Below are 14,265 nucleotides of genomic sequence, written 5' to 3' on the forward strand. Positions count from 1 at the left end.
AAAAATTAAAAATTCCGGCTAGAGATCTAAAATCAACAATCCAAAATTAACCATCAACAATTAACAATTAATAACAGTCGGTTAAAATTTGATTATTGGCTTTATATTCTGAAAGCGTTTTTAATTGGTTTGCTGTGCACAATTCGCTCAAAACTACTTCAACATCTTTCTGCATTTGAAGCGAACCGCAAATCATGATAACGCCACCTCTTTTTAATAAATAAACAAAAAACGAAGAATCTCTTTTAATCAAATCCATTACATAAATATGTTCTGCTTCGCGCGATAAAGCAACATGAAAATTATCAAGTTGTTCTTTCTGAATCATGATTCCTGCAAACTTTTTATAAGCCATCAGCGTTGGAGTTTCCATTCTGAATCCGCTATAAAGATGCAGTTCTTTTTTAGTTTTATTTTGTTCGATCATTCCTAAGAAAGGAGCAATCCCTGTCCCGTTAGAAATAAAAGCTACTTTTTGCACTTTCTTCGGAAGATGAAAAGCAGGATTTTTAACAATCTGAGCTTTTATAACATTTCCAGGTTCTAAAGCATTCAAATATCCAGAACCTAATCCGTTTGGATGAAGTTTTACGACTAATTGAATATTTCCAGAATGATTTCCAATAGAGTACAGACGCTCTCTCGAATCATTAGCCGGATAAATTGCTAATAAATCTCCAGAACTAAATTTAGTTCTCATATTCGGACGTAGAGTCAAAATAAAAGTATGTTCGGTCTCAGAAATTGGAGTTTTATCTAAAACCATTAATTTTTGCAAACCTTTTGGAACGTGATTGTATAAAGAAGGTGTTGTAGCCAATGGAATTCCAGTTTTTACGCTCCATAATTTTGCCCATTCAACAAATTCTACAGCCGATTTATCATTTACGGTTTGTAAATCTAAAAAACGTTCTGTCCAATTTTGATTTTCTAAAAGCTGGTCAATTTCAATTGCAAATCCGCAGAAATCTGGATATGATTTAGAACCAAAACCAACTACTGAAAAATTGATTTTCTGCTCCTGATTTTGTTTTTCTAATAGTGCTTTGAATTTATTAGCATTAGAAGGAGCATCTCCCAAGCCATGCGTTGAAGAAAATACGATAATATGTTCCGCTTTCGGATAAACAGAAAAGCGATTTAATTCGGTAATAAAAGCTTTATGACCTTGATCAATTAATTGTTTTAGAATTGCATTTGCAAATCGGAAAGAACTTCCGTTTTCAGACCCAACTAAAAGAATAAAAGCGCTTTCATTTGCTTTAAATTTATTTTTAATCAGGCTTGATCTTCTTTTCAATGTAATTGTAAAACCAGAATAAATGAAGAACAAAATATTAAGACACGCAATAGCTAAAATTACAGCCCAAATTCCGTTAATTCTTCCCGTATGAAGATCAAGACTCAAAGCTGCATATTGTGCAGTTATAGGAGAAAGTTTTTCAGAAATTACAGTTCCTGTAACTTGATTTACTTCAACTTCTCGATCTTTCAATTCGATGATATAATATTCTTCTGGATCATCTGTAAACGGAAATTCGATTTTCTTTACATCTGATAATAAAGTTGTTTTGAAAATTGAAGCTGTTTTCGCTTTGGCTGAAAGTTCTGTTTTTACAGGTTTTGCTTTTTCTTCACCCATAAAAAAGTTGAATCTTTCCAGCGATAAATAAGTTCCTGTAAGCGCAATAATCAAAATCGGAATTAATGCTAATCTTCCTAAAAGAACATGATAATATTGCGCAAAATATTCTTTAATAATTTTAGAAAAGAAATTTCGGATGCCGCGCTGTCTTTTTAGAACCAGCACGAAACCCGAAATTGATATTAATAGCAAGCAAAAAGAAATAACACCAACAAAAAAACGCCCCGCTTCATGAAGAAAAAGCGAACGGTGAAAACTCGTAATCCATTTAATGAATTCTGATTTTTTTACAGGAGTTCCTAATGCTTTTCCAGTTTTTGGATCAATGTAAGCATTAACGTCATTTCCATCTTCATCAATTGCCTGAAGTCTTACAAACTGATTGTAATCTACACTCAATTCTGTAATTTCTGGATATGCCTTCTTCAAAATTGGAAGGGTTTCGCCCAAAGTTATTTTATTAAAATTTTCAGCTTTATACGGAAGTGTTTTTTCCTGAACTGCATCGACTGCCAGAATGATTCCTGTTACCGAAGCCAAAAGCAAAAAAATAGAAGAAAATAAGGCCAAAGCCAAATGTGCGTAACGCCAAAAAGAAAGAGTCATTGAGTGTATTCTAGAAATGTAATCGTATTATATTTTACTTAATCTTACGTATTTGATGTAACCTTTACCATCTGTTTTATCGGCCATACCTTCTGTTGTAAGCGGAATTTCAAGATCACTCACATAATATTTCTGATCTTCAACAGCAGATTCAAAACGTAATTTGTAACCTTTATTAATTTTAGAATTTTCGATTTCGATAGTTGTTACACTACGATCACCGCCAGTTACAGAAGCTCCAGTTTTTGCACTAATATCATCTGATTTTGCAGTGTGAAATTTATTCCATTCTTTTAAAGATTTGTACCATTTTTTATCATCGCCCATTACATAAAGCGTTTTTTCGTATTCGCCAGCTGAATTAACTAGAGAAACTACAATGTAAGCACCTTCTCCCATATAATTATTCATTTGCAGCATAATCTTGTATTTGCTTGATTGCGCTTGAGATTGGAAAGAAACTAAAAAGATAAAAGCGCTTGTAAGAGCAATTTTTAATATTGATTTCATCTGAAATTATGTATTTGTGTGGATTTGTAATGTGAAATCCCAAACACCAAATGTAAAGTTTGGAATTTGGAATTTCAAATATTGATTATTAATTAATTGTTTATTTTAAAAATTCAACAGAAACGTTGTTTTTAGTTAGAAGCTCATTTTCTTTCGCCAAAGCATAAGCCGTTTCGTCAAACTCTGTGCTGATTTCTTTTTTTGCTCCTGCAGAAACTAAATATTTCAAAATTAAATCATCTTTAGAAGTCATTGCAGCTCTGTGTAAAGCTGTTAAGCCATCTTTGTTTTTAGTGTTAATATCTACTTTTAAATCAGTAATTTTTTTAAGAAGCGAAACATCATTTTTTGTAATAGCTAAATGATACAAAGTATTTCCATCTTTTTGCGGAGCCGCTAAGTCCAGTCCTTTATCTTGAAGCAATTTAGCTTTTGCATCAAAAGGATCTGTAGTTACTTTTTCTCTTCCAGCCGGACGATAAGATTGTACTAAATACACACCTAAATTATTTCCGTCTTTATCTTTTACGTTTACATCTGCACCTTTAGCTAAAAGTAAATTTACTGCTTCTGGAGATCCGTTTCTAACTGCAAAAGTCAAAGCAGATTCTCCTTTTAAATTTTGAGCATTTATGTTTTTAGCAATAGGAAGAAGCAATTCTAAAACAGCAGTTTCTCTAGCCGCCGCCGCAGCCATTACAGGCGTATTTCCTTCTTTATCGGCTTTATTTACGTCAACACCTTTTTCTAAGAAATATTTAATGATTTCTGTCTGATTAGGTTTTCCAGCCAAAATATGCAATACATTTTGTCCGGCTTTGTTTTGAGCAGTTGCTTTAATTTTTGCTTCTTCAACCAAATATTTATAGGTTTCCAAAGTATTAGTTTCTCTACGGCTTCCTTGTGCAGCAAATAAAAGAGCATCGCTAGTTGGTTTAATTCCCTTTTCTAAAAGTTTCTTCAAAAGAGCAATATTTCCTGATCTTGCAGCATAAGTAAAAGCAGTATTTCCGTCATTATCGACATCTTTTAAAGACATTCCTTTAGTAGAAAAATATTCGGCAGCTTTTAAATCTTTATCAGATGCAATGGCTAAAAGTAGAAGATTCGCGCCATTAGCATATTTTTTTGTCGGATTAAGGCCAGCTTTGAAAAATGCGTCATACATCGCTGGAGCTGATTGACCGTTTGAAGCAGCAAAATCTGCAGGAGCAGTTCCGTGGCTGTCTTCAAAATTTACATCAGAACCTTTTGTTATAAGATATTGTACCAATTCTGTATTACCTCTATAAGCAGCCCAGTGCAGATAGATACGATTATCGTGAGTTAATTTTGTGATCGAATTTCCCGGCTGTTCAACTAAAAATTTGATTGTTGCAAAAGGAGCATCATTATTAATGGCTAATGTTGTAACGTCAAACGCGTTTACATTAGCCTCAGCTGGACTATTTCCTTTAGCGATTTCTGCCTGAACCGTTTCAACACTTGGAGAAGTTTTCCAGAACGCAGCATCTAACAACGTGTTTTTTTGCTGAGCATTTACAAATAAAGACGCAGCAAATGCAAAAGAAACGAAAAGATTCTTTTTCATATTTCGATAATTTATGGTTATTGAATTGTACAAGATTAATTTAATTTTTCGGGAATATTTTATTCTATTTAGAATAAATAAAAATAAAGCAAATGTAAAAATTAATATTCTTAAACCAAGAATAATTTGCCGTAAAAAGGAATTTGGGTCCAGTTTTACTTAAAATTAAGAATAGCTTAAGCGAATTTTAATTTTTTTTTAATCTGATAAGTTGTATGAGATGGAAAAAGCTAAAATTTGAAGTTGAAAAAAGACTCAAAAGAGCGAAACTTGACGGAAGATTTTACTTTGTTGGATGTTTATAGCATTATTCGTCTTTTAATCTTATTTCGTATCAAAAAAAGCCTTTTTCATGATCTTGTTTTTTTAAACAGAAAAGAATCTTAAAAAAAATATTGATTGTAAATATTTGTGATCAAGAATGTTGTGATTTTTTTCGTAAAAAATAGCTTCAAAAATTATTTAGAATAATTATTAATAAGAAGCTTTTTTTGATTGAAAAATGCGACTTGGATTTTGCTTTTTTTAAATCGAAGTGTTGATAACTGTTTTGCGTTTGCCCATAAAAAAGTTCGCTTTTTCATGTTGATAACTTAACATTAATTTTAAGGAAAATGCTAGCTCATTGACAATTACAAGATATTATGTTACTGTTGATAAAATTTGCGAATTTGAGGTTTTTTGAAGTTTTAAAACTGTTGATAATTGGACGGATTTTTAACATCAAAAACTGGATAAAAGAAGAACTGTGGGTTAAATTTGTAATTATAGAAATCACGCCAATCCGACCCCAAATTTGTGCGCTCGCTTTTCTATTTCAAATACGTCACTTAAAACTCTATATATGTCAATTTTTGATAAAAGAATCAATTATAAACCTTTTGAATATCCTGAGGTTCTGCAATTTACCGAAGCAATTAATAAGGCTTATTGGGTACACACTGAAGTAGATTTTACTGCCGATACGCAAGATTTTCATGCGCATTTAGATTTGGCTGAAAAAACAGCAATTAAAAATAGTTTATTGGCAATCGCACAGATTGAGGTAGCTGTAAAAAGTTTTTGGGGTAATATATATGAGCATTTTCCAAAACCAGAATTCAACGGTTTGGGAACTACTTTTGCTGAATGTGAATTTAGACATTCTGAAGCATATTCTCGTTTATTGGAAGTTTTAGGTTATAATGACGAATTTGAAAGACTTTTGGACGTTCCTGTGATTCGCAGACGTGTAGATTATCTTTCTAATGTATTGAAAGATACCAAATCTCAGGATAACAGAAAGTATATGGTTTCACTGATTCTGTTCAGTATTTTAATCGAAAATGTTTCATTATTCAGTCAGTTTGCTATTTTATTGTCGTTCACAAGATTCAAAGGATATATGAAAAATGTGAGCAATATTATCGCTTGGACTTCAATCGACGAACAAATTCATGCAAATGGCGGAATTTATATCATCAATAAAATCCGTGAAGAATTCCCTGAATATTTTGATGCTGAAACTTTAGAATTAATTAGAGAAACGGTTAAAGAATCAATTACGGTTGAGGCTGATATTTTAGATTGGATTTTTGAAAACGGAGCGATTGAAACTATTAATAAAGAAGATTTGGTAAACTTTATGAAATTTAGAATTGACGAAAGTTTGAAACAAATCAATATCGAAACAATTTTTAATGTTTCTCCAGAAGAGTATTCAAAAATGACTTGGTTTGAAGAAGAAGTTTTTGCTAACAGTTTAGATGATTTCTTTGCAAAACGTCCAGTTGAATATACGAAACACGACAAGAGTATCACTGCAAACGATCTTTTCTAATACAAGCCCATAATATATGAATACAATAGACACAAACCCAGCAAATAACAATTTTGAACCACAAAACGACAGTAAAATGTGGTGGAAAAATTCTGAAAGTGAGCAGATTTTAAACCGCGGTTATCTTTTAAAAGGAGAAACTGTAGAAGGAGCAATCGATAGAATTTGTACTGCTGCTTCAAAAAGACTTTACAAACCAGAGTTGAAAGAGTCTTTTATGGAAATGATAGAAAGAGGCTGGATGAGTATCAGTTCGCCAGTTTGGGCAAATATGGGAACAGAAAGAGGATTGCCAATTTCTTGTTTTAACGTTCACGTTCCAGATAAAATTGAAGGAATTACACATAAGCTTGGAGAAGTAATCATGCAAACTAAAATTGGAGGTGGAACTTCTGGTTATTTTGGTGAATTGCGTGAACGTGGAAGTGCTGTAACCGATAACGGAAAGAGTAGTGGAGCTGTAAGTTTTATGAAGCTTTTTGATACGGCAATGGATACCATTTCTCAAGGTGGAGTTCGTCGTGGTGCATTTGCAGCTTATTTAGATATTGACCATCCAGATATTGAAGAGTTTTTGAAAATTAAAAGTATCGGAAACCCAATTCAGAACTTGTTTACTGGAATCTGTGTACCAGATTATTGGATGCAGGAAATGATTGATGGCGATGGTGATAAAAGACAAATTTGGGCTAAAGTATTAGAAAGCCGTCAGCAAAAAGGTTTGCCTTATATTTTCTTTAGTGACAACGTAAATAAAAATAAACCACAAGTTTATAAAGATCAGAATTTAAGAATCAATGCAAGTAATTTGTGCAGTGAGATTATGCTTCCATCAACTCATGACGAGTCATTTATCTGCTGTCTTTCTTCAATGAATTTAGAGTTGTATGAAGAATGGAAAGATACTGAAGCGGTTAAACTGGCGATCTTTTTCTTAGATGCAGTTTTACAAGAATTCATTGAAAAAACAGAAGGCAACTATTATCTTTCTGCGGCTAATAAATTTGCTAAAAGACACCGTGCGTTAGGTTTAGGAGTTTTAGGATGGCATTCTTATTTACAGAAAAACATGATTCCGTTTGAAGGAATGGAAGCTAAAATGAAAACTACAGAGATTTTCAAACATATTAGCGATAAAGCCGATAAAGCAAGTCAAGAATTGGCTAGAATTTATGGCGAGCCAGAATTGTTAAAAGGTTACGGAAGACGTAATACAACCACAATGGCAATTGCACCTACAACTTCATCTTCTGCAATTTTAGGACAAACTTCGCCAGGAATTGAGCCTTTCAGCAGTAACTATTATAAAGCTGGATTAAGCAAAGGTAATTTCATGCGTAAAAATAAATACCTTAAAAAACTCTTGGAAGAAAAAGGTTTAGATAATGAAGAAGTTTGGAGAGGAATTATGCTAAACGGAGGAAGTGTTCAGCATATGGAACAATTAACTCAGCAGGAAAAAGATGTTTTTAAAACATTTAAAGAAATTAGCCAGTTAGAAATTGTACAGCAAGCAGGAATTCGTCAGAAATTTGTTGATCAAGGACAAAGTTTAAATCTTAATATTCCAGCAGAATTGGCAATTAAAGATGTAAACCGTTTAATGATAGAAGCTTGGCAGCAAGGCGTTAAAAGTTTGTACTACCAAAGAAGCCAAAGTGTTTCTAAAGAATTAGTAACAAGTCTTGTTTCTTGCAGCAGTTGTGAATCATAAAAATCAAAAGCCGAATCTAAATTAAGATTCGGCTTTTTTATAGATACTATTTGTTATTCCGAGGAACGAGGAATCATACGCGAAAATCCACAAAGATTTTCCAGATAGTTTTGTCATGTCGACGAAGGAGATATCTCCACAAGTAACTCCACAATCAAACTAAACTTAAGTCTTAGACTTCAACCGACTTAAAGTTTCCTGAGAAATATTGATATAAGAAGCCACAATTTTATTAGGAAGCCGTTTTACAATTGCAGGATTTATTTTCAAAAGCTGATTGTACCTTTCCAAAGCATCCATAGTGGTAAATGACATTAAACGATTGGCATTATTTACATACGCTTTTTCCAAATAATTGCTGTAAAACTCTCTCCATTGTGGAATAATTTTCATCAAATGATTAAAATCTTCATGAGATATAGATAGCAATTCTGATTTCTCGACAACCTGAATGTTTTCGAGAGCTGGCATTTTAGTTATAAAACTAACTAAAGCTGTAGCAAACTGATTTTCAAAAGCAATATATCGAGTTACGTCTTTTCCTTCTTCATTTATAAAAAAGATGCGCAGACAGCCTTTTGCAACAAAAAAAGTCTCCTGACTGATTTGACCTTGTGCAAGTAAAATATCGTTTTTTCCTTTTTTGATAAGTTTAAAATAGGAGAGAATGGTTTCTAAATCTTCATCAGAAACGTTAATGCTTTTTCGAATGGAATTGCCAAGCTGTTCGTATATCATATTTATTTGCAATACCCGTGGAAATGAATAAAATTTAGTTTTAACACATAGAAACATAGGTTTTGTTGCTTTTGTTTAAGATTAAAATAAAACACATAACTCTATGTGTTTTATTAAAAGTGAAAGGCCTTATGCAGAATCCTAAAAGCTATGTTTCTATGTGTTAAGAATAATTTGGTCAAACGGACTATTTATAATCTCTAACGAATTTGCGGTAATAGATAATATCTTCTATAGATAAAACCACCAAATCGTGTTCTTGTGCAAAGCTAATGATTTTGTCTAGTTTCGCCATGCTGCCGTCTTCGTTCATCAATTCGCAAAGAACGGCTTCAGGTTGCAAACCCGCCAATTTCATTAAATCGATACTTCCTTCTGTATGACCATTTCTTCCTAAAACGCCATTATTGTTTGCTCTTAGAGGAAAAATGTGTCCAGGTTTTGCTAAATCTTCTGGTTTTGCATTTGTTGCAATTGCTGTTTTTATGGTCGTAATTCGATCTTTTGCAGAAACTCCAGTCGTCACTCCGTTTTTAGCTTCAATAGTAATAGTAAACGGAGTTTGAAAACTGCTGGTATTTTCTTTTACCATGTATGGAAGTTCTAATTTATCCGCTTTTTCGTTAGTTAAACAAAGACAAACAATTCCGCTGCATTCACGAATCATTAAAGCCATATCTTGAACGTTCATATATTGGGCAGAAAAAATAAGATCGCCTTCGTTTTCTCTATTTTCATCATCGGTTACTAAGACACCTTTTCCGCTTTTAAGCTGTTCTAGGGCATTTTCAACACGATCTTTGCTGGTTAGTCCAAATTGCAATAACGGACTTATTTCTGTACTTATCATTTTGATATATTTTAAACTTATTTTGAAGAAACTAAAAAGCAAATCTAAAGTTGTTTGAAACCAAAAAGTTTGACATAAGTCAATAAATCAGTATTCTATTTTTTTATTGTTTATCTAATTTAGTTGCCATAAAATCTTAATTTAGTACCCAAAATCTATAATCCAAAATCCAATAAATACCATCTCACATGGAGAATATTACCGTTATTATAATGCTGCTTTTTGGAGTTGCTTTTCTTAGTCTTGTTAGCAAAAGATATAATTTTCCAATTCCTATTGTTCTTGTTTTATGTGGCGTTGTAATTAGTGTTGTTCCAGGACTTCCAGTAATTGCTTTAAGCCCAGAAATAGTATTTATTATATTTCTTCCGCCGCTTTTATATCACGCAGCGTGGCATACAAGTTGGTCAGACTTTAAGCAAACGATCCGACCGATAACATTAGCAGCGGTTGGTTTGGTTTTTTTTACAACAGGATTGGTTGCTGTAGCGGCGCATTGGCTTATTGATGATATTTCTTGGCCGTTAGCTTTTTTACTTGGCGCTATTGTTTCTCCACCAGATGCGGTTTCTGCAACAGCGATTACAAAAGGTTTGGGACTTAATCCAAGATTAATTGCGATTCTTGAGGGAGAAAGTTTGGTAAATGATGCAAGCGGTCTTGTTGCATATAAATATGCTCTTACAGCAATTACAGCAGGAAATTTTGTTTTATGGCAGGCAGGATTAAATTTTGTGCTGATGTCAGTTCTTGGTATCGCAATAGGTTTAGCTGTTGGTTACATAATGTTCTATATTCATAAAAGATTTGTTTGCGATGATATTATTGAGGTAACACTGACCTTATTAACGCCATTTGCATCTTATTTAATTGCAGAACATTTTGAAGGCTCGGGAGTTTTGGCTGTTGTGACAACAGGTCTTTTTCTGGCGGCGAGATCAGGAACTATTTTTTCTCATGAAAGCCGAATTATGACCAATACAATTTGGGATGTTTTAAACAACATTCTAAACGGTTTGATTTTTATTTTAATAGGACTTCAATTGAGACAAATTATTGCAGGAATTAGTAATTACTCTGGAAATTCTTTATTTATTTGGGGAGCAGTTATCAGTATAGTGGTGATTTTAGTTCGCTTTTTATGGGTTATTCCAGCGACAATTATTCCGAGAATGATTAGTAAAAAGATTCGAGAAAAGGAAACTTTCGATTATCGAAATATGATCATTTTTGGCTGGTCTGGAATGCGTGGAGTGGTTTCTATGGCTGCAGCTTTGGCACTTCCGTTAATGTTGAATAAAACAGAAGAATTTCCGCTTCGAAATTTAATTATATACTTGGTTTTTTGTGTTATACTTTCAACTTTGGTTATACAAGGTCTTACGCTTCCGTGGTTGATCAAGAAGTTGAAAATTGAACGTTATTCGATTCTTGCAGAAGAATATAATATTAGAAATGTTATTGTCTCAGAAACTATTGCCCATATTGAAGATAATTTCTCATTATTGAATGATGAATTGCTTCACAACATAAAAAGCAAATACGAAGTAAAATTCAACCGTCTGCAAAAGACAGAACTTCCTGCTAATTTCTTTGGAAATGGTAAACTTCTTGGCGGTGAAATTTTCAATGATTTCACTAAAATTCAAATTGATCTGTTAAATGTAGAAAGAGCAAAATTAGAATCGATGCATAAACTAGGTTCTGTAAACGAAGAAATCTTCCGTAAAATAGAAAAAGAACTAGATTTAGAAGAAACCCGTTTGTGGATGGAAATGTACGAGGAGAATTAATTGTGAATTGTTAATGGTGAATTGTTTATGGTTGATTGTTGATGGTTTTCAAAAAAGAAAAAGCTTTGTCAAAGTTTTAAACTTTGACAAAGCTCAATAAAGTTGTCTTGTGCTTTTTTTTTAATTCACCATCAACCATCAACAATTCACCATCAACAATTCACCATTAACCATTAACAATTCACCATTAAATTACGTTCATTTTTTGCATTAAGAATGTTGCGCTTTTGTTTTTACAGATTCCGTTTCTGAGTTTGTAATCGAAATGTAAATCGTTGTTTTGAATCTCAACTTCGAAGCATTGATTGATTAAGATTTCAGGATATTCGTTAGTAGTAAGGCAAACTTCAATGTCGTGAGTTGCGATTGCACCAATAGCTTTTTTAGAAATTATTTTCTTAACGACTTCAATTGTTCCGTTTCGTTTGTCATCAGAATTTGTACCTCTTAAAATCTCATCTAATAAAACAAAAGCAGGCTGATTTTCAAGCGCATCCATGATCTGTTTTAAACGTTTAATTTCAGCAAAAAAGTAAGATTCTGAATCAGATAAAGAATCTGACAATCGCATTGAAACTAAAACTGGAAGTGGATGAATCTTAGCTTCTGATGCACAAACAACTGAACCAATTCCGCCAAGAACCATATTGATTCCTAAGCTTCTTAAAAATGTACTTTTTCCAGACATATTGGATCCAGTCAGAATCACGAAAGATTGCGGATAAAACTGAGTGTCATTTCCAATTCTTGTTACAGGATTTAATAAAGGATGGCTTAGATTTTTAAATTCAATTTTATATTCAGAATTGATTTCAGGGAAAACAAAATCTGGATTGTTGTAAGCTAAATTTGCTAAACTGTTTAGAGCTTCAATTTCTCCAATAATAGAAACCCAATGGTTCATTTCTGAAGCATAATCTTCTTTCCACTTTAATAACGCTTTTAAAACATGCAGATTGAATAAAAATGTTCCGTTGAATAAAGTGGCTGTTACAAAGTTATTTATCGTATCCATTCTTGAAAATAACTCAGAAAGCTGTTTTAAATGCTGACTCGCTTTTGCATTCTTGAAATTTAATTGTTCTTGTAAATGAAGTAACTTTTTCGACTGGAAAGATTCGCTTTCAATTTTTTTAATTAATAAACTATATTGTTTTATGATGTTAGCGACATTATCTGCTTTTGCTATTTCCGATTGAATTCTTTTTACAGCTCTTCCTAAAACAATCAAATTGGCAATAAAGACATATGTTAAATAAGAAAGTATAATGGTTTTTGATGTAATAAAATAAGCAGCCAAAAATCCAAAAAATGTTACTGGGAGAATAAATGATAATGCAACTAAAGCTTTAGGTAATGAATTATTTGTAAAAGAAGTCCAATGCTTTATTGCTTCATAAGATTGTTTGGAATCTTGACTAATGATGGCCAAAGCCTGAAATTCCTGTCTCCAATCGATTTTACTTTTTAATTCGTTTACTGCTTCCTGATTCTCTAAAATTTTAGCTTCAGGTAGCGTATCAAGCAATAACTCTGCTAGAGTTTTTTTCCCAATAAAAGAAGCCGTTCTGTTTAGGTTTTGGAATAAAGAATGCTCTCCAAAAATATCCAAATCGTAAGCATACGGATGATGAAAATCGATAAATTCAACTCCATTTTCAAAGGGTGTTTTTTCTCTTTTTAGAAAAGCTATTTCATTTTTATTAATTTTTAAAAGCGTTTCAGCCAATAGTTTTTGAAAAGCCAGTTTAGAATGTATTCTCATTAAAACAATAAAACCAGCAAAAGATAAAACAGCTAAAATGACATAAAGTATTTCGTTTGTTTTGATGTAGTAAAACATAAAAAGCAAAAACATAAAAATACTCAATAACCTCAAAAGGCTTATGCTATTATATTTTTTGTTGGTTTTATGATATAATTCTGAATGTTTTGTAACGTTGTCCTGATATGCTTTCATTCTAATAATTTGCTTGAAATACAAATATAGCTTTTAAGTTACAAAATTATTCATAAGAACAGTTAATCTTCGTGCATAACCAAAACTGGAATTTGGACTTCTTTTGATATTTTTTTACTAAAACTAGAATCAAATAAACTTTCAAAGAAAGAACGTTTGTGTGTGATAGTTGTCAAAATATCGATGTCTTTGTAAAGAACAAAATCAAGAATGGTTTCTTTTACATCATCACTTGGCAGAACCAAAAACTCTACGTTTTCATCTGCAAATTCTTTTTCCCATTCTTTTATAGTAGCATCCGAAACGTCAGAATTGGATGTTCTTACATATAAACTTTTAACCTTTGCATCTGTTTTCTTAGCTATCTTCAAGATTTTTTTCAGCTCTTTTTTATCTTTTTCGCGATAGCGTGTAGTAAATCCGATCGTTTTGATTTTTTTGTATTTGGCATCAACAGGCACACATAAAACAGGAACTTCTACGCCAGATATTACAGAATTGGTATTTGATCCCGTAAAAAATTTTGTCCAGTCAGAAGCACCGTTTGTACCCATAATTACAAAATCAACGTTATCTTCTTCAACCGCATTTTTAAGGTTATAAATAAGATCACCATCCATTAGTCGGTGTTTTATTACGATATCTTCTAATTTTCGCTCGGCAGCGATAGCGCGCAGTTTTGGAATTTCATCCTTGAACATTTCAAATTTTGCTAATTCTATTGAACTATATATCGCAGCATAATTCTCTGGAAAGAATTGGCTGTCGTAAACAGGAATCTCAAATGTATGAAGCAAGATTAATTCAGCTTTTACAACTTTAGCAAATTCTAAAGCGTGGACAAATGCGTTTGTAGCAGCATCAGAGAAATCGGTAGGGAATAATATCTTTTTCATCGTATTTAGGATTAAGGTTTGTCTCTCAAATTTACTTATTATGTAAGGAAAACAACCTGATAATTATCAGTATTTTAACACTTAATGATTTCTTAACTATAACTAATTTACAGATTTTTTACGAGAATTGAGCACCTCTCAGT

10 protein-coding genes are annotated in these 14,265 nt (G+C 32.4%); 3 read left to right on the top strand and 7 right to left on the bottom strand.

All coding sequences use genetic code 11. The features are described 5' to 3' along the window. Positions 1 to 67: 67 nt before the first annotated feature. The 3 genes from DM444_RS19755 to DM444_RS19765 all read right to left on the bottom strand — a co-directional run bounded on the left by DM444_RS19755 (position 68) and on the right by DM444_RS19765 (position 4,352). The gene (locus DM444_RS19755; protein ID WP_111289831.1) at positions 68 to 2,251 is read right to left on the bottom strand and encodes a PepSY domain-containing protein; all 2,184 of its coding nucleotides are present in this window, start codon (positions 2,249 to 2,251) and stop codon (positions 68 to 70) included. A gap of 27 nt (positions 2,252 to 2,278) precedes the next feature. Further along, on the bottom strand, positions 2,279 to 2,761 hold the full coding sequence (locus DM444_RS19760; RefSeq protein ID WP_111289833.1) for a DUF2271 domain-containing protein: 483 nt from the start codon (positions 2,759 to 2,761) through the stop codon (positions 2,279 to 2,281). Between the two features lie 100 nt (positions 2,762 to 2,861). Beyond that, positions 2,862 to 4,352 carry an ankyrin repeat domain-containing protein gene (locus DM444_RS19765; RefSeq protein WP_111289835.1) on the bottom strand — a complete coding sequence of 497 codons (1,491 nt, stop codon included), beginning with the start codon at positions 4,350 to 4,352 and terminating at the stop codon, positions 2,862 to 2,864. Positions 4,353 to 5,196: 844 nt separating this feature from the next. On the opposite strand from DM444_RS19765, the gene DM444_RS19770 reads away from it, so the two are divergent. Both DM444_RS19770 and DM444_RS19775 read left to right on the top strand, forming a co-directional pair. Continuing rightward, the gene (locus tag DM444_RS19770) at positions 5,197 to 6,171 is read left to right on the top strand and encodes a ribonucleotide-diphosphate reductase subunit beta (RefSeq protein ID WP_111289837.1); all 975 of its coding nucleotides are present in this window, start codon (positions 5,197 to 5,199) and stop codon (positions 6,169 to 6,171) included. Between the two features lie 16 nt (positions 6,172 to 6,187). Next, entirely contained in the window at positions 6,188 to 7,885 is a 1,698-nt protein-coding gene (locus DM444_RS19775) for a ribonucleoside-diphosphate reductase subunit alpha (protein WP_111289839.1), read from the top strand. A gap of 165 nt (positions 7,886 to 8,050) precedes the next feature. On the opposite strand, the gene DM444_RS19780 is transcribed toward DM444_RS19775, so the two are convergent. Both DM444_RS19780 and ribB read right to left on the bottom strand, forming a co-directional pair. After that, positions 8,051 to 8,623: a Crp/Fnr family transcriptional regulator gene (locus DM444_RS19780; RefSeq protein ID WP_204251697.1), complete on the bottom strand. Its 573-nt coding sequence runs from the start codon at positions 8,621 to 8,623 to the stop codon at positions 8,051 to 8,053. A gap of 187 nt (positions 8,624 to 8,810) precedes the next feature. Beyond that, entirely contained in the window at positions 8,811 to 9,473 is a 663-nt protein-coding gene (gene ribB / locus DM444_RS19785) for a 3,4-dihydroxy-2-butanone-4-phosphate synthase (protein WP_111289841.1), read from the bottom strand. A gap of 188 nt (positions 9,474 to 9,661) precedes the next feature. Here ribB and DM444_RS19790 point away from each other — a divergent pair, with 188 nt between their 5' ends. Continuing rightward, positions 9,662 to 11,266: a Na+/H+ antiporter gene (locus tag DM444_RS19790; protein ID WP_111289843.1), complete on the top strand. Its 1,605-nt coding sequence runs from the start codon at positions 9,662 to 9,664 to the stop codon at positions 11,264 to 11,266. A 187-nt stretch (positions 11,267 to 11,453) separates the two neighbouring features. Here DM444_RS19790 and DM444_RS19795 read toward each other — a convergent pair whose 3' ends face one another. Next, positions 11,454 to 13,226, bottom strand: coding sequence for a MutS-related protein (locus tag DM444_RS19795; RefSeq protein WP_111289845.1), 1,773 nt, complete (start codon positions 13,224 to 13,226; stop codon positions 11,454 to 11,456). Positions 13,227 to 13,288: 62 nt separating this feature from the next. Beyond that, positions 13,289 to 14,122: a universal stress protein gene (locus DM444_RS19800; protein ID WP_111289847.1), complete on the bottom strand. Its 834-nt coding sequence runs from the start codon at positions 14,120 to 14,122 to the stop codon at positions 13,289 to 13,291. Positions 14,123 to 14,265: the final 143 nt, after the last annotated feature.

Origin of the sequence: Flavobacterium ginsenosidimutans, assembly GCF_003254625.1 — a bacterium.
Classification (GTDB): domain Bacteria; phylum Bacteroidota; class Bacteroidia; order Flavobacteriales; family Flavobacteriaceae; genus Flavobacterium; species Flavobacterium ginsenosidimutans.

What these genes read in the sequence shown, in the direction of transcription:
- DM444_RS19765 (WP_111289835.1), bottom strand. Translation starts at nt 4,352, where the DNA reads ATGAAAAAGAATCTTTTCGTTTCTTTTGCATTTGCTGCGTCTTTATTT.
- DM444_RS19770 (WP_111289837.1), top strand. Translation starts at nt 5,197, where the DNA reads ATGTCAATTTTTGATAAAAGAATCAATTATAAACCTTTTGAATATCCT.
- ribB (WP_111289841.1), bottom strand. Translation starts at nt 9,473, where the DNA reads ATGATAAGTACAGAAATAAGTCCGTTATTGCAATTTGGACTAACCAGC.
- DM444_RS19755 (WP_111289831.1), bottom strand. Translation starts at nt 2,251, where the DNA reads ATGACTCTTTCTTTTTGGCGTTACGCACATTTGGCTTTGGCCTTATTT.
- DM444_RS19760 (WP_111289833.1), bottom strand. Translation starts at nt 2,761, where the DNA reads ATGAAATCAATATTAAAAATTGCTCTTACAAGCGCTTTTATCTTTTTA.
- DM444_RS19800 (WP_111289847.1), bottom strand. Translation starts at nt 14,122, where the DNA reads ATGAAAAAGATATTATTCCCTACCGATTTCTCTGATGCTGCTACAAAC.
- DM444_RS19775 (WP_111289839.1), top strand. Translation starts at nt 6,188, where the DNA reads ATGAATACAATAGACACAAACCCAGCAAATAACAATTTTGAACCACAA.
- DM444_RS19780 (WP_204251697.1), bottom strand. Translation starts at nt 8,623, where the DNA reads ATGATATACGAACAGCTTGGCAATTCCATTCGAAAAAGCATTAACGTT.
- DM444_RS19790 (WP_111289843.1), top strand. Translation starts at nt 9,662, where the DNA reads ATGGAGAATATTACCGTTATTATAATGCTGCTTTTTGGAGTTGCTTTT.
- DM444_RS19795 (WP_111289845.1), bottom strand. Translation starts at nt 13,226, where the DNA reads ATGAAAGCATATCAGGACAACGTTACAAAACATTCAGAATTATATCAT.